Source organism: Ochrobactrum sp. P6BSIII, from assembly GCF_014138065.1.
Taxonomy (GTDB): Bacteria; Pseudomonadota; Alphaproteobacteria; order Rhizobiales; family Rhizobiaceae; genus Brucella.
Window position 1 is genome coordinate 390,530 of sequence record NZ_JACGXB010000001.1, and the last position, 20,016, is coordinate 410,545.

A 20,016-nucleotide genomic window follows, 5' to 3' on the forward strand; every position below is an offset into this window, starting at 1 on the left:
TCTGCATTTCGTACTGGATCAGTCGATCTTGCTGGTGGCGCGGTCGATCACAGCCTTCGGGAACTCAACGCCCATCTTCTTGGCTGCGCCGAGATTGATGACGAGGTCGGTACCCTTGGCGATTTCAACTGAAATGTCACCCGGCTTTTCACCCTTCAGGATGCGTGCAACGACAGCGCCGGTCTGCTTGCCGACGTCGTAATAGTTGAAGCCAAGCGCAGCCATCGCGCCGCGCTTGACGGAATCCGTATCAGCGGTGAAGAGCGGCAGCTTGCTTTCCTCAGCAACGCCGACGGCGCTTTCGAGGGCCGAGACGATGGTGTTGTCAGTCGGCACATACATGGCATCGGCGCGGCCGACGAGAGCCTGTGCGGCGCCCTTGACTTCAGCCGACTTGGTGGCAGCGGATTCAACGATCTCAATGCCGTCAGCTGCAGCAGCTTCCTTCAGTGCAGCCAGAAGCGAGACCGAGTTGGTTTCGCCGGAATTGTAGAGATAGCCGAGCTTCTTGATGTTCGGCATCACTTCCTTGATGAGCTTGATGTGTTCGGCGACCGGCGACATGTCGGAGAGACCGGTTACGTTTCCGCCCGGCTTTTCCATGTTCTTGACGAGCTGCGCGCCGACCGGATCGGATACGGCGGTGAACACGATCGGAATGTCGCGCGTGGCGGAAACTACAGCCTGAGCCGATGGGGTGGAAATCGGGACGATCACGTTCGGGCCATCACCCACGAACTGACGTGCGATCTGTGCGGCGGTTGCCGGGTTGCCCTGAGCGGACTGATAGACGAATTTGAGATTTTCGCCTTCCTTGAAACCGGCTTCGGCCAGAGCATCCTTGACGCCGTCACGGGCGGCGTCGAGTGCCGGATGTTCGACAATGGCGGTCACGGCGACGGTTACGTCTTTTGCCTGGGCCGAAGTAGCGATGGCCGTTGCGGCCAGCAATGCCAGAAGTACAGAACGCATGAAAATCTCCCCTAATTGGTTTCTATGCTGTTGATTGCTTAATCAAGTTGATAGCCGAAATCAATCAGTACAGGAACCGGACAAACTTGCGTGGGAGAATGTATAGCGTCCGAAAAAGTGGCTGTCAGGCTTGCTCCACTCCATGGGTTTCCAAAAGCGCTTTCATGCGCTTCATGGCAAGCTCCGGCCGGTCGAGCACATTGGCCTCGTCGGCCAGCTGGAAAATGTCGGCATAATGGACAATGCCGCGCGCCGATTGCATTCCGGCAGGCATGGTGAAATGCGTCTGATGACCGTTGAGCCAGGCGAGAAACACGACGCCCGCCTTGTAATACTGCGTCGGCGCTTCAAAAATCTTGCGCGAGAGCGGTACAGTTGGCTCAATGATGGAGCGGAACCGTGCAGTATCGCCCTTGGCGAGGGCGGCGAGCGCATTGGAAGCTTGTGGCGCGACTGCATCGAAAATGCCGAGCAGGGCATGGCTATGCTTGTGCCCGTCGCCTTCGATCAACGGTGCATAGTTGAAATCATCGCCCGTGAAACAGAGCACGCCTTCCGGCAACCGGTCACGCAGGGCAAGTTCGTAGCGCTCTTCCAACAGCGAAATCTTGATGCCTTCGACCTTGTCACGATTGGCCTCGATAATATTGATGACAGTGTTCAGCGCATCGTCGAAATTAGAGCTTCCCCAGTAGCCCTTGAGCTGCGGGTCGAACATGTCGCCCAACCAATGCAGCACGACCTTCTCGCGGGCATTGGAGAGAATGTGCCCATAAACCTTTGCATAATCGTCCGGGGATCGCGCAATACGGGCAAGGGCGCGGCTTGCCATCAGGATGAAACGTCCGCCGTGCTTTTCGACGAAACCGGCCTGTGTTTCGTAGGCTTTGATCACGTCATCAAAGCTCTTTGCGTTCGCCGGATCGAGATGATCCGTGCCGGCACCACAGGCCAGATCGGCGCCCGCTACGGTTTTGCTTTCAGCCAGTGAGCGCCGGATCAATTCCTGCGCACCCGCCCAGTTGAGGCCCATGCCGCGCTGCGAGGTGTCCATCGCTTCGGCGATCTTGAAGCCGAGGCTCCAGAGATGATGGCGAAACGCCATGGTCGCACCCCAGTCAAGCGCGGGATTGTTCCAGGGCGTCGTATCGCTTTGTGGGTCGGAGACGATATGCGCCGCTGCATAGGCGATGCGATTGAACTGCGGGGGAGCGGAAGGTCTTTCTGTCGGCGTTCCAGCAAGCCGGTATGCGTGTAGAGTGCCGTCTGCCTTTGGCAAGGTCAGCATAGTGTCGAATGCAACGCTCATGATCATCCTCCCACGGAACCTTGCCTTTCATAATTTAGAACGTTCCAAATGGCAAGAAGCGCCAATATCGAGTTACAAGTAGAGTTTTAGGCCCGAGAAAAGCGCTTCTCACGCGAATAATCCATATTTCTCAAATTTATGCGGGAGTGATATCGTGAAAAAGGACATTGATGTGGCGATATAGTGGCAAAATTTCTCCCGTTGACTTTTTTGGAACGTTCCAATTAAATTGTTAGCGAAAGCCGAGGAAGTCATGAACAAGAGCAGCGTTACGGTCATCGATATTGCACGCGAGGCAGGCGTGTCGAAATCGACCGTGTCGCTCGTGCTGCGTGACAGTCCGCTGGTTCATGCCGAAACGCGTGTGAAGGTGCAGGCGGCAATCGAAAAGCTCGGTTACGTCTATAACCGCAGCGCCGCCAATCTGCGTCAGTCCAAGTCGAAGATCATCGGGCTGGTCGTGAACGATCTGACCAACAGCTTCTTTGCCGAACTGGCGGTCGGTGTGGACCGCGTTATGCAGTCGGCAGGCTATGTGCAGTTTCTGGCCAATACCGGCGAGAGCATCGACCGGCAGCGCGAAGTGATCGCCTCCATGCGCGAACACGGCATTGCCGGGCTGATCGTGTCACCGGCGCGTGGCACTGAATCTGGCGACCTGAAGCCACTGGCGAAAAGTGGCCTGCCGGTGGTGCAGATGGTGCGCGATGTGCCGGGTTCTGGCGTTTCGTCCATTCTGTCCGACAATCGCGGCGGCGTGGCTAAGGCCGTTGAGCATCTGGTCGGCCTCGGGCACAACAGCATCGCCTTCATGGGCGGTTATGCGGATACGGCGGTGTTTGCCGAGCGTGTTTCCGGCTATCGCGCTGGTCTGGAACAGGCCGGTCTCGTCTTTGACGATGCGCTGGTCTTCACATCGGCCCCGTCGCGGGCGGGCGGTGTGGAAGCAGTGGAACGCATGTTGCTGCTGGGTGCAAAGCCGACGGCTACGGTGTGTTTCAACGATGCGGTGGCATTTGGCGTTTGCGACGGTTTGCGCGCTGCGCATTTGGAACCGGGACGTGATTTCGGCGTGGTCGGCTTCGACGATGTGATCGAAGCAAAGACCGCCGTGCCCGCATTAACAACAGTGTCGGTCGATCCGCAGGGGATGGGCGAACGGGCGGCACAGCTTCTTTTGAAGCAAATCAATTCAGAACGGGTGGAGGCGGAGGCGCAGCGTTTGGCGGTGCGTCTTGCGGTGCGTGCCAGTTGCGGCATGCCTTTTAAAACGGAGGAGAAACGCGGATGGCAAAGTGGGGCCTTATAGGCGCAAGCACGATTGCGAAAGAGTGGGTGATCGGAGCCATTCGTGCTACTGGCGGCGAAGTCGTTTCCGTTTACAGCACCAATGCCGCGCGCGGCGAAACCTATGCCCGTGACAACGGAATTGACCGCTCCGTGACAAGCCTCGACGCACTTCTGGCCGATCCGGAAATCGACGCTGTCTATATCTCCACCACCAATGAATTGCATCGCGATCAGACGATTGCCGCCGCCAAGGCTGGTAAGCATATCCTCTGTGAAAAGCCGCTGGCGCTGACGATTGGTGATGCCCATGCCATGTTGAAGGCCGTACGCGAAGCGGGCGTGGTGGCAGGCACCAACCATCATTTGCGTAACGCTGCCAGCCACCGCGCCATGCGTGATGCAATCGCCGAGGGCAGGATCGGCAAGGTGCTTGGCGCACGGGTTTTTCATGCGGTTTACTTGCCACCGCATTTGCAGGGCTGGCGTATCGAGCGGCCCGATGCTGGTGGCGGTGTCATTCTCGATATCACGGTGCACGATGCCGATACGTTGCGTTTTGTGCTGGGTGAAAACCCGGTCGAGGCCCTGGCTTTCAGCCAGCAAGGGGGCTTAAGTGGTGAGGGACTGGAAGATGGAGTGATGGGCGCATTGCGTTTTCCATCTGGCGCGATCGCCCAGTTCCACGACGCTTTCACGACCAAATATGCGGAAACCGGCTTCGAGGTGCATGGCAGTGAAGGCTCGCTGGTGGCGCGCAATGTGATGACGCAAAAGCCGGTTGGTTCGGTGCTGCTGCGTGACAAGGACGGCGAGCACGAATTGCCGCTCGATCAGACGAATCTCTATGAAACCGCCTTGCAGGCTTTCCATGATGCGATAGCAGGCGAGGGCCAGCCTTCCGCAACATTGGAGGATGGCATCTGGTCGCTCGCCACCGGGCTTGCCGTGCTTGAGGCCGCAAAGACCGGCAAGGCAACCGCCGTTAAATCTGGAATCTGAACACCATGAACAAGCATATTTCGGCTGCGGAAGCGGCTGCACTCATCCCCGACAACGCTGTCGTTTCCGTCTCCTCATCGAGCGGTCTTGGCTGTCCCGATTTGACGCTGAAAGCCATTGGCGAGCGGTTTGACGAAACCGGCCATCCCAAAGATATCACCACGCTGCACCCGATTGCGGCGGGCGATATGAGCGGCATCAAGGGCGTCGATTACATTGCCAAGCCGGGATTATTGAAGAAAATCATCGGCGGTTCCTATCCGTCTGGGCCGTCCAGTGCCGAGCCGCCGCTGATCTGGCAGATGATCACTAACAATGATATCCCGGCCTATAATATTCCGTCGGGCATTTTGTTCGATATGCACCGCGAAGCAGCGGCCAAGCGCCCCGGCGTGCTGACCAAGGTGGGGCTTGATACATTTGTCGACCCCAAGCGTCAGGGCACGGCGATGAATGACAAGGCCGGGCAGGAACCGGTTGTGAAACATGTCAGTTTCGAAGGCGAAGACTGGCTCTATTTCCCTTCCATCATCCCGCAAGTGGCGATCATTCGTGCCACGACGGCGGATGAGCGTGGCAATCTCACCTATGAGCACGAAGGCGCTTATCTTGGTGGTCTCGATCAGGCGCTGGCCGCGCGCAACAATGGCGGCATCGTCATTGCGCAGGTGAAACGCATCGCCAAGGAAGGCACGCTGAAGCCGCATGATGTGCGGGTGCCGGGCGTTCTGGTCGATTATATCGTGGTCGATCCGGACCAGAAGCAGACGACGCAGACACTGTACGATCCGGCGATTTCGGGCGAGATTTTCCGTCCGATCGATACGTTCCGTCTGGCCGAGTTCAATATCCAGAAGGCGATTGCGCGCCGTGTCTCGCAGGAATTGCAGGCGGGAAGCACGGTCAATCTCGGCTTCGGAATTTCGGCCAATGTGCCGCGCATTTTGCTGGAGGAAGGCCTGCATGGTGCTGTGACATGGGTGATCGAGCAGGGCGCTGTCGGTGGCGTGCCGCTACTGGATTTTGCCTTTGGCTGCGCAGCGAATGCTGACGCCTATATGCCGTCGCCCTATCAGTTCACCTATTTTCAGGGTGCAGGCTTCGATGCGTCGCTCTTGTCCTTCCTGGAGATTGGACGCGACGGCTCGGTCAATGTGTCGAAGCTTTCATTCCGTCCGCATGTCACGGCCGGGGCGGGCGGTTTTGTGGACATTACGGCAAGGGCCAAAAAGATTGTCTTCTCCGGCATGTTCAATGCAGGGGCCAAGCTCTCCGTTGCAGACGGCAAACTGGTGATCGAGAAGGAAGGCAAGCTCAAAAAGCTCGTTAATGAGGTTGAGCACGTCACCTTCTCCGGTCCGCGCAGTGTCGCGCAGGGACAGGACATCACCTATGTTACGGAACGCGCTGTGATGAAGCTGACGCCGGAAGGCATCGTGCTCACCGAGATCGCGCCGGGTGTGGATTTGCAGGCCCATATTCTCGATCAGGCTGAGTTTCCGCTGATCGTTTCCGATCAGCTCAAGATCATGGACGAGGCGCTGTTCCGCGAAGAGCCGATTGGACTTGAATTGCCGCAAAAGCCTGCGCGAAAGCTGGAGGCGTGAGATGGCTGATCGCATAGAAATTGCGACCGAGAACCACATCGCGGTCATGACCATCAAGCGTCCCGAAAAGCTCAATGCGTTCGATATCGAGCTTTTGCAGGAATTATCCGCCGCCTGTGATCGGGTGGAGGCGGATAGCACCGTGCGGGTTGCGATCCTGACCGGTGAGGGCAAAGCCTTTTCCGCTGGAGGCGACATCAAGGCCTGGGGCGGCATGGAACCGGCAGAGTTCGGCCATGCATGGGTGCGTTACGGCCATCGTGTGTTCGAGCGGCTTGCGACTTTGCGTGTGCCACTGATCGCAGCGATGAACGGCCATGCTTTGGGCGGCGGTCTGGAACTGGCGGGCGCCGCTGATATCCGCATTGTCGAACGACAGGCGAAGATCGGCTTGCCGGAAACCTCGCTCGGCATGATCCCCGGTTGGTCCGGCACGCAGCGTCTTGTGCGTCGATTCGGTGCGCAGATCGTGCGCCGTATGGTGCTGGGCGGCGAAATGTTCACGGCTGAAGAAGCGCTTTCGCATGGGCTTGTCGATGCCGTTGTGGAGACGGGCGCAGCCTTGCAGGCGGCGCAGGATTATGCGGCGCGGGTGGCCAAGCGCGGACCGGCTGCACTGGAAATTTCCAAACTGATGCTTTCCGTCGCCAATGGCGAGGACAATGGAACCGCCGTCGAGGCATTGGGTTCCATCCTTGTCGCCAAGACCGGCGACCTGAAGGAAGGCGTGCGTTCGTTCAGCGAAAAGCGCGAAGCGAATTTTAAGGGAGAATGGTGATGAGCACGATCGTAAAACCGCAGCCGCTGGCAGGACTGGCCGTCCGCGAATTCTCCATGCTGATCGATGGCAAATGGGTGCAGAGCCAAAGCGGCGGCAGCATTGAGCGTGTGGCCCCCGGTCATGGCGTGACGGTGAGCCGTTATCCCGCTGGCACCAAGGCTGATGTGGAACGTGCCGTAGCAGCTGCGCGCAGGGCTTTTGATGACGGGCGCTGGTCTTCCAAAACGGCATCGCAGCGTTCGCTGGTGCTGTTGAAAGCCGCTGATCTCATTGAAGCGAGGGCGGAAGAGCTTGCCTATCTCGATGCGATTGAAGCAGGAAAGCCAATCAGTCAGGTGCGGGGCGAGATTGCTGGTTCCGTCGATATCTGGCGTTATGCGGCAGCGCTTGCGCGTGATCTGCATGGCGAGAGCTATAATACGCTGGGCGATGGCACTTTAGGCGTTGTGCTGCGTGAGGCGATTGGTGTTGTTTCCATCATCACGCCGTGGAACTTTCCGTTCCTGATCGTCGGCCAAAAGCTGCCATTTGCTTTGGCGGCGGGTTGCACGGCGGTCGTAAAGCCTTCGGAACTTACCTCCGGTTCGACACTGGTGCTTGGTGAAATTCTGGCCGAGGCAGGCGTGCCGGATGGCGTGGTCAACATCGTCACCGGAACGGGTGCTGATGTCGGCCAGCATATGAGTACGCATCCGGATGTGGACATGGTGTCGTTCACCGGTTCCACTGGTGTTGGCAAGCTGACAATGGCCAATGCGGCGCAGACGCTGAAGAAAGTGTCGCTGGAACTTGGCGGCAAGAACCCGCAAATCCTGTTCCCGGATGCGGATATGGATGCCTTCATCGACGCTGCGGTTTTCGGCGCATGGTTCAATGCGGGCGAATGCTGCAATGCCGGTTCGCGGTTGATCGTGCATCGCTCGATTGTCGATGAGATTGTCGGGCGCGTCGCTGATCTGTCGAAAAAGGTCATCGTCGGTGATCCGCTCGATGTCAGCACGCAGGTGGGCGCGATCATCACGCCGCAGCATCTGAGCAAGGTTGGCGCTTATGTCGATCAGGCCAAGAAGGCGGGCGCTGCAATTGCCCATGGCGGCGATGTGCTGGATCTCGGCCTTGGCCAATATATGGGACCGACCATCATTGCGGGCGTGAAAGCCGATATGGCCGTGGCGCGTGAAGAAGTGTTCGGTCCTGTCCTGTCGGTCCTCTCCTTCGATACGGTGGATGAGGCAATCTCCATTGCCAACGCGGTTGATTACGGGCTTTCCGCAGGTGTGTGGAGCCGCGATTTCGATACCTGCATGAGCATCGGGCGCAAGGTGCGCGCCGGTACGGTCTGGATGAACACTTTCATGGATGGCACGCCGGAACTGCCTTTCGGCGGTTATCGTCAGTCGGGTCTGGGCCGCGAGTTGGGTCGTCATGCGGTGGAGGATTACACCGAAACCAAGACGCTCAACATGCATATCGGCGCGCGCACCGGCTGGTGGATGCCGCAAGAAAAGTAGGGAGTGACGGCTTTGGGAGGACAGCCGGATATCGTCATTATCGGATCGGGTATCGGCGGCGCGACAATGGCCGCCGGCCTTGCTGTGTCAGGTGCCGACATTCTCATTCTTGAGGCGGGGGAGCATCTCCCGGACAGGCCGGAAAACCGCGACCCGCGCGCCATTTTCCAACAAGGCTTCTTTCGCCCGAAGGAGTTCTGGTACGAGACCAGTGGTACGCCATTCAATCCCGGCAACTACTACAATGTCGGCGGCAATTCCAAATTCTTTGGCGCGGTGCTGATCCGCTATCGCCGCGAGGATTTTGCGGAAATGGCGCATCTGGAAGGCGTTTCGCCCGCATGGCCATTCGCCTATGACGAGCTGGAGCCTTGGTATAGCCGTGCCGAACAGCTGTTTCAGGTGCGGGGTGAACTGGGCGATGATCCGACCGAGCCAGATCATTCAAAACCCTATCCCTATCCGGCAATCCGTGATGAACCGGCCATTGCCGATATACGGGCGCGATTGAAAAAGAACGGCCTTCATGCCGCATCGCTGCCGCTGGGTGTCGATATTGACCGCTGGCTCGCCAAGGCAAAAACGCCGTGGGATGCACATCCGAACAGCAATGACGGCAAGATGGATGCGGAAACCTGTCCGCTTGCCAGCGCCTTGCGCTATTCCAATGTCAGGCTGGAAACCGCGGCCCGGGTGACGCGGCTGGAAGCCGGTCCGGATGGCAAAACCATCGCGGCGGTGCATTATGTGAAGAACGGCGAGGCGCTGGTCTTGCGCCCAAAGCTCGTTATTCTTTCTGCGGGTGCGGTGCAGTCGGCAGCGCTTTTGTTGCGCTCAGGATTGGCAAACCGTTCCGATCAGGTCGGTCGCAATTTCATGAACCATAATTCTAGCGCCGTGATCGCTTTCGATCCGCGCTATCGCAATGACAGCGTCTATCAGAAGACCTTTGGCTTCAACGATTACTATCTGTCGGACGGGGCAGGCGGGCCGCCGCTGGGCAATGTGCAATTGCTTGGGCGCGTGTCGGGCGCGATCCTGAAATCCAATATGCCACGTGTGCCGGAATGGCTGTTGAACCGGATTGCCGGGCACACAATCGACTTCTACGCGATGAGCGAAGACCTGCCGTCGCCGGAAAGCCGCGTGACGGTGGATGGCGAACGCATTGTCCTGCATTGGGTGCGCAGCAACTGGAAGGCGCATCTGATGCTGGTCGACAAGCTCAAATCCGCACTGCGGGCGGCAGGATTTCCGGTGGTTTTGTCGCGGGCCTTCGACCGGCGTACGCCCTCGCATCAATGCGGTACGGTGCGCATTGGTAATGACCCGGCGACAGCGCCGCTCGATACATGGTGCCGCGCTTACGACCATCCCAATCTTCATGTGGTGGATGCGTCGTTCCTGCCGACATCAGCTGCGGTCAATCCCGCGCTGACCATCGCCGCGCAGGCGTTGCGCGTGTCCGATCATCTGAACCGGGAGGTGCTGGCATGAACCGTCAAAGACCTGTGGCGCTGGTGACCGGCGGTCGACGTGGCATCGGGCTTGGCATAGCCCGCGCTCTCGCGGCGAAGGGCTTCGATCTGGCGATTACTGATGTTGAAAACGACGAGACCGTTATCCACGAACTGCGCGGCATGGGCGGCAAGGTGGCTTTCTTCAAGGGCGATCTTGCTGCCGTAGAAACCCATGCGGCGACGGTTGCCGCCGTGTTGAAGGAGTTTGGTAGCATTGATTGTCTCGTCAACAATGCGGGCATGGGTTCCGTCGAACGCGGTGACTTTCTTGGCCTGAAGCCGGAGAATTTCGACACCATCATGGGGGTCAATTTGCGCGGCACTGTGTTTTTCACGCAGGCAATAGTGAAAGCCATGCTGGCGGTAACCGATGTGCGTTTTCCACGCAGCATCGTGACGATCAGTTCAGTCTCGTCAGTGATGAGTTCGCCGGAAAGGCTCGATTACTGCATCAGCAAGGCTGGGCTGACCGCCTTTGTACAGGGGCTGGCATTGCGGCTCGCCGAGGCGCGGATTGGTGTGTTCGAGGTTCGACCGGGTATCATTCGCACCGACATGACCGCAAAGGTTGCCGAGCGCTACGACACGCTGATTGACGGCGGGCTGGTGCCGATGAAGCGCTGGGGCGAAGTGGGCGATGTTGGCGCCATCGTGGCCGGGCTTGCGGGCGGAAATTTCATCTTCGCTACCGGGTCGGTGATCAATGCCGATGGCGGCCTGTCGATAGCAAAGCTTTAGTTTCTCGGGAGGAGAAACGCATGAATTACGATTATATCATCGTTGGCGGCGGGCCGGCCGGTTGTGTTCTCGCCAATCGTCTGAGCGAGGATGCTTCGGTGAAGGTGTTGCTGCTGGAAGCCGGAGGAAGCGACTGGAACCCGCTGTTTCATATGCCTGCGGGCTTTGCCAAAATGACCAAGGGCGTGGCGAGCTGGGGCTGGGAGACGGTCCCGCAGAAGCATATGAAAAACCGCGTTCTGCGCTATACGCAGGCCAAGGTCATTGGTGGCGGTTCCAGCATCAATGCGCAGATTTATACGCGCGGCAATGCGGCTGATTACGATCTCTGGGCCAATGAAGACGGCTGCACCGGCTGGGATTATCGCAGCGTGCTGCCCTATTTCAAACGTGCCGAGGACAATCAGCGTTTCAACGATGACTATCATTCCTATGGCGGGCCGCTTGGCGTTTCCATGCCGTCTGCACCGCTGCCGATCTGCGATGCCTATATCCGCGCGGGGCAGGAGCTTGGGCTTCCCTACAATCCGGATTTCAACGGTCGCGAACAGGCAGGTGTCGGTTTCTACCAGTTGACCCAGCGCAATCGCCGCCGCTCGTCCGCCTCGCTTGCCTATCTCGCATCGATCAAGGGACGCAGAAACCTGACGGTCAGAATCAACGCGCCAGTGCGCAACATCGTGCTGGAGAAGACGCGCGCCACCGGCGTGGCGTTGATGAGCGGCGAGGTGCTGCGCGCATCGCGGGAGGTGATCCTGTCATCGGGCGCGATCGGCTCGCCGAAGCTTCTGCTGCAATCTGGGATCGGACCAGCCGATCATCTCAAGCAGACAGGCGTGGCCGTGAAACACGATCTGCCGGGCGTCGGCTCAAACTTGCAGGATCATCTCGATCTGTTCGTTATCAGCGAATGCACTGGCGATCACACCTATGACGGCGTGGCAAAGCTGCACCGCACGCTTGGCGCGGGTCTGCAATATATCCTGCTGCGTTCCGGCCCGGTGGCGTCGAGCCTGTTTGAGACGGGCGGCTTCTGGTATGCCGACCCGGAGGCCCGGTCGCCGGATATCCAGTTCCATCTGGGGCTTGGTTCGGGGATTGAAGCCGGCGTCGAGAAGCTGAAGAATGCGGGCGTGACGCTCAATTCCGCTTATCTGCATCCGCGTTCGCGTGGGACAGTGCGTCTGGCGTCCAGCGATCCGGCAGCAGCCCCGCTAATCGACCCCAATTACTGGAGCGATCCGCACGATCTGAAGATGTCATTGGAAGGGCTGAAGATCGCCCGCGAAATCCTGCAACAGGAAGCTCTGAAACCCTTTGTCATGGCCGAGCGGCTGCCGGGACCGAAAGTGGTTACTGACGACGATCTGTTCGACTATGCCTGCGCCAATGCCAAGACCGATCACCATCCGGTCGGCACCTGCAAGATGGGCACGGATGCTTCCGCGGTGGTCGATCTGGAACTGAGGGTTCACGGTCTGGAGGGCTTGCGTGTCTGCGACAGCTCGATCATGCCGCGCGTGCCGTCCTGCAACACCAATGCGCCGACAATCATGGTTGGCGAAAAGGGATCCGACATTATTCGCGGGCGCGATCCGCTGCCGCCAACGGTTTTCTCCTGGGAGAAAAACGAACAGAAGCCGCGTGCAAGGGTTTAATCCATGCCGTCCGCCGGTTCAAAGCGCAGATAGCCCACGACATCTGAACCCTTGTGGTTCGGATTGTCGGAGGGGTGATTGACGCCGTCATTGACCGGGATAACCTTGAAGTCGAAAGGCGAAACGCCTTCCAGACAAGCCGCATTCACGCCAAACTGGCGAGGATTGGAGCGGCGCTGGTGGTGCGTATAGATCCCGCATCTGGAGCAGAAGAAATGCTTCGCGACGCCGGTATTGAAGGTGTAGAGGGTGAGCGCGTCTTCCCCTTGCAGGATTTCCAGCCCGCCGAGTTCTGCTGACACGACGACTGCGCCGCGCATCCGGCAATAGGAGCAGTCGCAGCGGCGCGCGCTATGCAGGCCGTCGGACAGTTTTACGCGAAAACGCACCGTTCCGCAGTGGCATGCGCCGTTGGCTTCCTTGATGTCCGGATTCATTTTTCACTCCATTCTGCCTTTGCGGACGATATTTTCTTTTCTGCCAGTTTACCACCGGCGAAAACCGATTAAGTTCGTTGCCGGAAATGCTTCAGGGAGGGAACGGCATGAGCGAATTCGCAGTCATCACAGGCGGCAGCACGGGTATTGGCAGACATCTGGTCACGGCCTTTGCCGAGGCGGGCTATGCGGTTGCTTTCAGCTACAAGGATGAGGACGGGGCAGCCCAGTCGCTGGTCGAGGCGATTGAAGCGGGCGGCGGTCAGGCGCTTGGGCTTGCCTGTGATGTTGGCGTTGGGGCGGAAGTCGATGCCTTCTTCGATGAAGCATGCAGCTGGTTCGGCGATGCGCCTGACGTGCTCGTCAACAATGCCGGTATCCAGACATGGAGTTCGCTGCTGGAGCTTGGCGAAGACGAGTGGGACGATGTCATCCGCACCAATCTGAAGGGCTGCTTCCTCAACACACAGGCGGCGGCCAAGCGCATGGTGGATGCGGACAAGAGCGGCGCGATCATCAATATCGGTTCGGGCTGCAACAAGCTCGCTTTCCCGAAGCTCGTTTCCTACACGGCCTCCAAGGGCGGCATTGAACAGTTCACCAAGGTTTCGGCGGTGGAACTTGGACCGCACGGCATTCGGGTGAATTGTGTGGCCCCCGGCGCAATCCTCAATGATCGCACAGCGCTGGAACAGCCGGACTACGCAGGCACCTGGGCCAAGGTCACGCCCTTGCGGCGGGTCGGTAGCGTCGAGGATCTGGCTGGACCGGTGCTGTTTTTTGCGTCAGAGGCCGCACGCTTTGTGACGGGCCAGACGCTCTGGGTCGATGGCGGCGTCTTCTCGCAGGCCAACTGGCCTTATGATCGGTGAGGTTACTATTAGGATTCAGACATTGCGTCCGTTGAAATAGCTGTCAGGGAGACTTTAGGCTCAACGGACGCCCATCCCCACTATCAACAGGCGACCCACTAGATATAGGATGTTCCGGCTATGTCTCCGTGAATTTCTATATATTGTGTTGCGGAGTTTCCCCTTTTCTATCAAAATTCTACTGTTGCTTGTAGAGATGATTCGCATGCAGCAAAGGAGAAGGCCAATCTAGCTGTAACTAGACTGGCCTTGATAGAAACCGCCGGAAGGGCGGAGATTTGTGATCACGGGGTGACCATGTTCGCATTCGCGATACAAGTCAAGGTTCTTTCCGGTTTTTGTGAAAGACGAAACCTATGACTTTACCCGCATACAAACTCACGTTTGAAGACGCTGTTCAGGTGCATCTATTGCTCATGAGAGGTGAGTTGCAGAGCCGCATCGCAGCTTACTTCGATACGAATGGTGGTCGTATTTCTGAGGTAAATACTGGAAAGCGGCATCCGGGCAGTAAAGAAGAGGCTATTCGCCGTCTTCATTCCTAGAATATCAAGGAGGCGGGCGGGGAAACTCGCCCGCTCATCCGCGAAAACCTACGCAGCATTTTCCAGCGTGTTCGTTTGCAATATAGGTCTCTGTGTTCAGTACTTGTTAAGTGGTGATCCCGACTGGATTCGAACCAGTGGCCTACAGATTAGGAATCTGTCGCTCTATCCTACTGAGCTACGGGACCGACCGTTAGAGCCATCCGCTTTTGCCAGCATGTTCGGATGTTTCCGACACATACTGGGTTTCATGGCGGTAGCCAACCCCGCAAAAAGCGGGGTAGGCGGATTTTCTCAGATTGCAGGGGCGCTCAGGCGGCGAGCGCCGTTTCGGCTACGGCTACGAAATAGCTGACCCCATAGGGGATGGCGTCGTCGTTGAAATCGTAGGCCGGGTGATGCAGGCCCGGCGTATCGCCATTGCCGATGAAGATGTAAGCACCGGGGCGGGCTTCCAGCATGTAGGAAAAGTCCTCCGCCGCCATCATCGGCTCGACATTGGCGTTGACCTTGCCTTCGCCTGCAACGCTGTTGGCGATGCGCTCGGCAAATTCCGTCTGCGCATCGTGATTGAAGGTGACCGGATAATTGTTCTTGTAGCGCACGGTAATCTCTGCACCGGTGACGGCGGCGATGCCCGCTGCCACTTCGCGAATGCGGCGTTCAGCGAAAGCGCGTGTTTCCTTTTGCAGCGTGCGGACGGTGCCCGACAGCGTCGCCTTTTCCGGGATCACGTTATAGGCCTCGCCCGCGATGAACTTCGTGACCGAGATGACGAGCGAATCCAGCGGATCGGTATTGCGCGAAACGATGCCCTGCAAAGCCATCATCAGCTGCGAACCGGCCAGAATTGGATCGATGGTGCGGTGCGGCTGCGCCGCATGCCCGCCGCGTCCGCTGACGAAGAGATCGAATTCGTCCGTTGCAGCCATGATCGGTCCCTTGCACATGGCAAACTGACCGACCGGCAGACCTGGCATGTTATGCACGCCATAGACTTCCGAAATGCCGAAGCGATCCATGACACCGTCTTCGACCATGGCAAGCCCGCCCGCGCCGCCTTCTTCGGCGGGCTGGAAAAGCAGAGCGACCGAGCCGCGGAAATTGCGCGTCTCGCTCAGATATTGCGCAGCGCCCAGCAGCATGGAGGTGTGGCCGTCATGGCCGCAGGAATGCGCCTTGCCGGGGTTTTGCGACGCCCATTCGACGCCGCTTGTTTCGGTGATCGGCAGCGCGTCCATGTCGGCGCGGAGGCCGATGGCCGGGCCGTCGCCGTGGCGACCCTTGATGATGCCGACCACGCCGGAACGACCGACGCCGGTTTCCACATGGTCGCAGCCGAAGGCTTTCAGCTTTTCCGCGACGAATTTTGCGGTGTCGTGCACATCGTAGAGCAGTTCAGGATTCTGGTGTAGCTGGCGTCGCCAGGCGGCGATTTCCGCCTGCGTTTCTACGGCACGATTAAGCACTGGCATTTCGGAGAGGCTCCCGTATTGGGTCTATATGGGCTTGGGCCAACATGGCCCAATGTGGCATGGTTGGGTGTGATTTGAAGGAAGCAGGATATGACGTTTCGGTGAAATCCGGCAATCCCTGTTTGCCTTTTCCTCGCCACATGGCATAGATAAGAGCAACGCAAATCCTCCTTATATGACCGGAAGTGTCGTGTGTCGTCCTGATGGCGATTTGGAACCATTGAATTGAGCCGTGCGAACGGAGACCCGCAGAAATTGCGGGCCATTATTGATTGGAACTGCGCAATGTTGTCGAAGTCGTTGAAATTCCTGGTTGCTGCCGCAGCAATGACTGGCACGGCGATGGGAGCGGCGCTGGCCAATCCGTCAATCGCCGTCGATGTGGCAACCGGCAAGGTTTACGCCCAGCAGGATGCGTTCCAGCGCTGGTATCCGGCTTCGCTCACCAAGCTGATGACAACCTATGTCACGTTTCGCGCGCTTCAGTCTGGTCGCATGACGCTCGAATCTCCCGTGCCGATGACGGTTCGCGCCGCCAAGGAGCCGCCGAGCAAGATGGGCTACAAGCCCGGCTCCGTGATGACGCTCGATACTGCGCTGAAGATCATGCTGGTCAAATCCGCCAATGACGTCGCCGTTGCCGTGGGCGAAGCTGTGGGTGGCAGTGAGGCGGGCTTCGTACAGCTCATGAATGCCGAAGCGCAGCGCCTTGGCATGGTCGGATCGCATTTCGCCAATCCGAATGGCCTGCATGATCCGAACAATTATACGACGGCGCGCGATCTGGCGGTTCTCGCCGTGCAACTGCGCCGCGAATTCCCGCAATATGCGCATTATTTCTCGACCGAGGCCATCGATCCGGGCGCGGGCAAAAAAGTTCAGGCCAATTACAACATCCTGCTGGGCCGCTATGACGGCGCTGATGGCATGAAGACCGGTTTCGTCTGCGCTTCGGGCTTCAATCTGGCCGGTTCCGCCACCCGTAACGGTCGCACTGTGCTGGCCATCGTGCTTGGCGCGGATCGTCAGGAAACGCGTGCCGTTCAGGCTGCGCAAATGATGACCGATGCTTTCCGTGACAACACTTCTGGCGGTGCAACGCTTGCAACGCTGCGGCCAACCGCTGGCGGCAATCTCAATGAGGCTGTCGATATGCGCAAGGCGATCTGTAGTCAGGAGGCCATGGCCGATCGCTGGGACGGTCGCGATGTTGAAGGCAAGCTGAAGATCAACTCGCCCTATATTCACGCCATGGATCACGATCCGGTTGCCGTGCAGGTCGGACTTGTTTCCGAACCGGGCCCGGTCACCAAGCCAAGCCAGCTCCACATCTCGCAGGTGCCTGTGCCAATGCCGCGCCCGCAGCGTGCAGCGGGTGTGAAAACAACCGCGATCAACTGATCCACCACGACATTGGGCTGGCATAGTTGGCCCAACCTGTTGTGTGCTTAAAGTGTCGCGCCCTCAAAGTGTGAAGTGTTTGCCATGCCAAATCCTATTCCCGTCTCCGTGTTGACCGGCTTTCTGGGCTCCGGCAAGACCACGCTGCTCAACCGGCTTCTGAAGGATCCGGCCTTGAGCGACACCGCCGTGATCATCAATGAATTTGGTGAAGTGGGCATTGATCATCTGCTGGTCGAACAAGCCAGCGAGGGCGTTATCGAGCTGTCGGACGGTTGCCTGTGCTGCACGGTGCGCGGCGAACTGGTGGACACGCTGGCCGATCTGATCGACCGCTTGCAGACCGGGCGCATCAAGGCGCTGAAGCGGGTTATCATTGAAACGACCGGCCTTGCCGATCCGGCGCCAGTGCTGCATTCGATCATGGGGCATCCCGTGTTGATGCAGGCTTTCCGTCTCGATGGCGTGCTGACAACCGTCGATGCCGTCAACGGCATGGCGACGCTCGACAATCATGAGGAAGCGGTCAAGCAGGCGGCAATGGCCGACCGGATCATCCTCACCAAGTCAGATCTGTCCGAAGCGCAAGCAGGCTTGGCGGCGCTGAAAGCGCGTCTCAGAGCGCTCAATCCGGGTGCCGAGATTCTGACGGCAGGTGATGAGCGCACCGGCTTTGCGGCTTTGTTTGAGTGCGGATTATATAATCCTGAGACCAAAACTGCGGATGTGCAGCGCTGGCTCAAGGCGGAAGCCTATGAGGATCATGACCACCATCATCACGATCACGGGCATGACCATGTGTGCGGGCCGGATTGCGACCATGATCATGGCCACGGCCATGGACACCACCACCATCATCATGCGCATCACCACCATGACGATGCCATCCGCTCGTTTTCGTTGCGGCACGATGCACCTATTCCGCTTTCGACCTTCGATATGTTCCTCGATCTCTTGCGTTCAACGCATGGCGAGAAGCTGTTGCGCGTCAAAGGCATTGTGCAGATCGCGGAAGATCCGGAACGTCCCGTCGTGATCCACGGCGTGCAGAAGATTTTCCACCCGCCAGCGCGCCTGCCAGAGTGGCCCCTGGGGCCGCAGGGCGAGAAGCAGACGCTTCTGGTCATGATCGTGAAGGACCTGCCGGAGAGCTATGTGCGGGAACTGTTCGACGCGTTTCTGGGTCGTCCAAGCCTTGACCGGCCAGACCGTGCGGCACTGATGGAAAATCCATTGGCAATCCCCGGATTCTCACCAAAGCATTGAGTTTTATTTTTTCCGGATCAGGAAACGCTGCACGGTTTCACTGCGTTCATGTTCAATGAGCGCATGGCCTTCTTGCGTGCAAAAATGCGGCAGGTCGATACCGGAAAGCGGGTCGGTCGCCTCCACCCAAAGCTGCGCGCCGCTCGGCATTTTTTCCAGACGATGACGGGTTTTCAAAACCGGAAGGGGGCATTTCAGCCCCCTCAGGTCATAAACGGGAATTTGCGCCTCGGCTGAGGTCAGTTGCCGACGATCTTCCACCATGGCTTTTTCGCTTCCGGTGCAGCCACAGGTGCTGGCTGATCGATATTCTGGGCAACCGTGCTTCCGGTGGTGACCGGCGAAACGTCGGCAGGTATTGCCGCGTTCTGGGTCGGATTTTGCTGCGGCGTAGGCACCGAAGCCGTCCGGGTTGATTGCGCCGGAATGGCTGGAGCGGCAGCAGGAGCCGCGACTGGAGCAGTTGCGGTCGGTGCTGGCGTTGCCGCAATCGCCGTGGCCGTTGGCTGGGATAGCGCCGGCGTGACAGGACGAATATCCGGTGCGCCAGCCTTTTCAGCCGAAGACGGCGTGAGCGAAGGCGGTTCGCGAGTTACCTTTTCGCCGCGGGCGCGTGCAGCGCTCCAGGCCGAAACGAGCTTGGCTTCGGTCAGGCCCTGGATCGACGGAGCAGGGGCCTTTTGCGATGCGCTGAAGGCGCTCTGGAAGGTCTTTTCATACGACGTATAGGCCGTCGACATCGCATCGGTGTTGGCCGATGGTGGGCAGGCATCCGTTGCCGAGAGCGGCTGGCCGTCCGGCGAGGCGACGTTGAACACGTAGCGCTTTTCGCAAACGTCGACCTTTGGCGGAACCTTGGTCACTTCGAAAGCGTCGTAACCCTGCTTCAGCATTTTCCAGAAGCCGTAATTCGGGTCGCTCTTGTAACGGGCCATGTTGGCCGCAGTCATGCGGAACGGAAAAGCCTGAATCTGGAAGTCGCGCTGGCCGCCCTTGAAGGCGTCGCGTCCGAAAGCGTAGATTTCAGAGACGCTCTCATCGGTCATCGAATAGCAGCCCGACGACGAGCACGCGCCATGCACCATCAGGTTCTGGCCCGTGCGCCCGTTGGCGCGATCATAGGCGTTGGGGAAACCGATGTTGAAGGCGAGATAATAATTGGATTTCGGGTTCATCTGCCCAGGATGGACGGTGTAGAAACCTTCCGGAGCCTGACGGTCACCCTCGATATATTTCGGTCCGAGCTTGCCCGACCATTTGCAGATCTCATAAGAAGCGATCTGGTCGTACTTGCCGTTATTCTTCTGTTTCCAGACTTCGAGAACGCCTTCTTCCTTGAAGATGCGCACGGTGATTGGCGAGGTGCGGGTCATGCCCTTCGCCTTCATCTTGGTCACGATCTTTTCGGGAAGCGGCTTTTCAGCGCGCAAGCTCAGGTCGGATACGGACGAACCCTGACATCCCGCGAGAAGCGCGGTTGCCATGACGGTTCCAAGTATTGCGGTTCTGATCTTCATATCGCATCGATTTTGTTAGAACGGTGCAAGAGACGATTTCCTGCTCGGATGATTTTGACAACCAAACCTTACGGTATCGTTTACAAATCCTTGCTTGGATATCTAAAAATTAACGCGA

17 protein-coding genes and 1 tRNA gene are annotated in these 20,016 nt (G+C 58.4%); 11 read left to right on the forward strand and 7 right to left on the reverse strand.

Annotated features, from left to right (window positions below; genetic code table 11):
- Window positions 1–18: 18 nt before the first annotated feature.
- On the reverse strand, window positions 19–972 hold the full coding sequence (locus FHW00_RS01770; RefSeq protein WP_078337610.1) for an ABC transporter substrate-binding protein: 954 nt from the start codon (window positions 970–972) through the stop codon (window positions 19–21).
- 124 nt (window positions 973–1,096) lie between these two features.
- Window positions 1,097–2,281 carry a dihydrodipicolinate synthase family protein gene (locus FHW00_RS01775; RefSeq protein ID WP_078337609.1) on the reverse strand — a complete coding sequence of 395 codons (1,185 nt, stop codon included), beginning with the start codon at window positions 2,279–2,281 and terminating at the stop codon, window positions 1,097–1,099.
- A 253-nt stretch (window positions 2,282–2,534) separates the two neighbouring features.
- Between FHW00_RS01775 and FHW00_RS01780 the strand changes: the two genes are divergently transcribed.
- Genes FHW00_RS01780 through FHW00_RS01815 form a run of 8 tightly spaced genes read left to right on the forward strand, consistent with a single transcriptional unit; the run spans window position 2,535 to window position 12,385 of the window.
- A complete protein-coding gene (locus FHW00_RS01780) occupies window positions 2,535–3,590 on the forward strand; it encodes a LacI family DNA-binding transcriptional regulator (RefSeq protein WP_078337608.1) in 1,056 nt (351 codons plus the stop codon).
- A complete protein-coding gene (locus FHW00_RS01785) occupies window positions 3,569–4,570 on the forward strand; it encodes a Gfo/Idh/MocA family protein (RefSeq protein ID WP_078337607.1) in 1,002 nt (333 codons plus the stop codon). The genes FHW00_RS01780 and FHW00_RS01785 overlap by 22 nt, the downstream gene beginning before the upstream one ends.
- A gap of 5 nt (window positions 4,571–4,575) precedes the next feature.
- Window positions 4,576–6,177, forward strand: a complete 1,602-nt coding sequence (locus tag FHW00_RS01790) for an acyl CoA:acetate/3-ketoacid CoA transferase (RefSeq protein WP_078337606.1) — start codon at window positions 4,576–4,578, stop codon at window positions 6,175–6,177.
- A gap of 1 nt (window position 6,178) precedes the next feature.
- Complete coding sequence (locus FHW00_RS01795; protein ID WP_078337605.1) at window positions 6,179–6,955, forward strand: enoyl-CoA hydratase/isomerase family protein; 777 nt, start codon at window positions 6,179–6,181, stop codon at window positions 6,953–6,955.
- The gene (locus tag FHW00_RS01800) at window positions 6,949–8,469 is read left to right on the forward strand and encodes an aldehyde dehydrogenase family protein (RefSeq protein ID WP_078337604.1); all 1,521 of its coding nucleotides are present in this window, start codon (window positions 6,949–6,951) and stop codon (window positions 8,467–8,469) included. Before FHW00_RS01795 ends, FHW00_RS01800 begins: the two co-directional genes overlap by 7 nt.
- Before the next feature lie 12 nt (window positions 8,470–8,481).
- On the forward strand, window positions 8,482–9,966 hold the full coding sequence (locus tag FHW00_RS01805) for a GMC oxidoreductase (RefSeq protein ID WP_078337603.1): 1,485 nt from the start codon (window positions 8,482–8,484) through the stop codon (window positions 9,964–9,966).
- Window positions 9,963–10,727 (forward strand): 3-ketoacyl-ACP reductase, encoded by a 765-nt coding sequence (locus tag FHW00_RS01810; protein ID WP_078337602.1) that lies wholly within the window; start codon window positions 9,963–9,965, stop codon window positions 10,725–10,727. Before FHW00_RS01805 ends, FHW00_RS01810 begins: the two co-directional genes overlap by 4 nt.
- Window positions 10,728–10,747: 20 nt before the next feature.
- Entirely contained in the window at window positions 10,748–12,385 is a 1,638-nt protein-coding gene (locus tag FHW00_RS01815) for a GMC family oxidoreductase (RefSeq protein ID WP_078337601.1), read from the forward strand.
- Here FHW00_RS01815 and FHW00_RS01820 read toward each other — a convergent pair.
- Entirely contained in the window at window positions 12,382–12,822 is a 441-nt protein-coding gene (locus FHW00_RS01820) for a GFA family protein (protein WP_078337600.1), read from the reverse strand. The genes FHW00_RS01815 and FHW00_RS01820 overlap by 4 nt on opposite strands.
- A gap of 107 nt (window positions 12,823–12,929) precedes the next feature.
- On the opposite strand from FHW00_RS01820, the gene FHW00_RS01825 reads away from it, so the two are divergent.
- A complete protein-coding gene (locus FHW00_RS01825) occupies window positions 12,930–13,694 on the forward strand; it encodes an SDR family NAD(P)-dependent oxidoreductase (protein WP_078337599.1) in 765 nt (254 codons plus the stop codon).
- A 656-nt stretch (window positions 13,695–14,350) separates the two neighbouring features.
- Here the strand turns inward: FHW00_RS01825 and FHW00_RS01830 are convergent.
- Together FHW00_RS01830 and FHW00_RS01835 are read right to left on the reverse strand one after the other, a co-directional pair.
- Window positions 14,351–14,427 (reverse strand) — tRNA-Arg (locus FHW00_RS01830).
- Window positions 14,428–14,550: 123 nt separating this feature from the next.
- Window positions 14,551–15,714 carry a M20 aminoacylase family protein gene (locus FHW00_RS01835; protein WP_078337597.1) on the reverse strand — a complete coding sequence of 388 codons (1,164 nt, stop codon included), beginning with the start codon at window positions 15,712–15,714 and terminating at the stop codon, window positions 14,551–14,553.
- 285 nt (window positions 15,715–15,999) lie between these two features.
- Here FHW00_RS01835 and FHW00_RS01840 point away from each other — a divergent pair, with 285 nt between their 5' ends.
- Together FHW00_RS01840 and FHW00_RS01845 are read left to right on the forward strand one after the other, a co-directional pair.
- Window positions 16,000–17,115, forward strand: a complete 1,116-nt coding sequence (locus tag FHW00_RS01840) for a D-alanyl-D-alanine carboxypeptidase family protein (protein ID WP_078337596.1) — start codon at window positions 16,000–16,002, stop codon at window positions 17,113–17,115.
- Between the two features lie 84 nt (window positions 17,116–17,199).
- Window positions 17,200–18,381: a CobW family GTP-binding protein gene (locus tag FHW00_RS01845; RefSeq protein WP_078337595.1), complete on the forward strand. Its 1,182-nt coding sequence runs from the start codon at window positions 17,200–17,202 to the stop codon at window positions 18,379–18,381.
- A gap of 3 nt (window positions 18,382–18,384) precedes the next feature.
- Here the strand turns inward: FHW00_RS01845 and FHW00_RS01850 are convergent, their stop codons facing one another.
- Together FHW00_RS01850 and FHW00_RS01855 are read right to left on the reverse strand one after the other, a co-directional pair.
- Window positions 18,385–18,642, reverse strand: coding sequence for a sulfurtransferase TusA family protein (locus FHW00_RS01850; protein WP_445557889.1), 258 nt, complete (start codon window positions 18,640–18,642; stop codon window positions 18,385–18,387).
- Window positions 18,621–19,898, reverse strand: coding sequence for a L,D-transpeptidase family protein (locus tag FHW00_RS01855; protein WP_113533774.1), 1,278 nt, complete (start codon window positions 19,896–19,898; stop codon window positions 18,621–18,623). Before FHW00_RS01855 ends, FHW00_RS01850 begins: the two co-directional genes overlap by 22 nt.
- Window positions 19,899–20,016 lie beyond the last annotated feature (118 nt).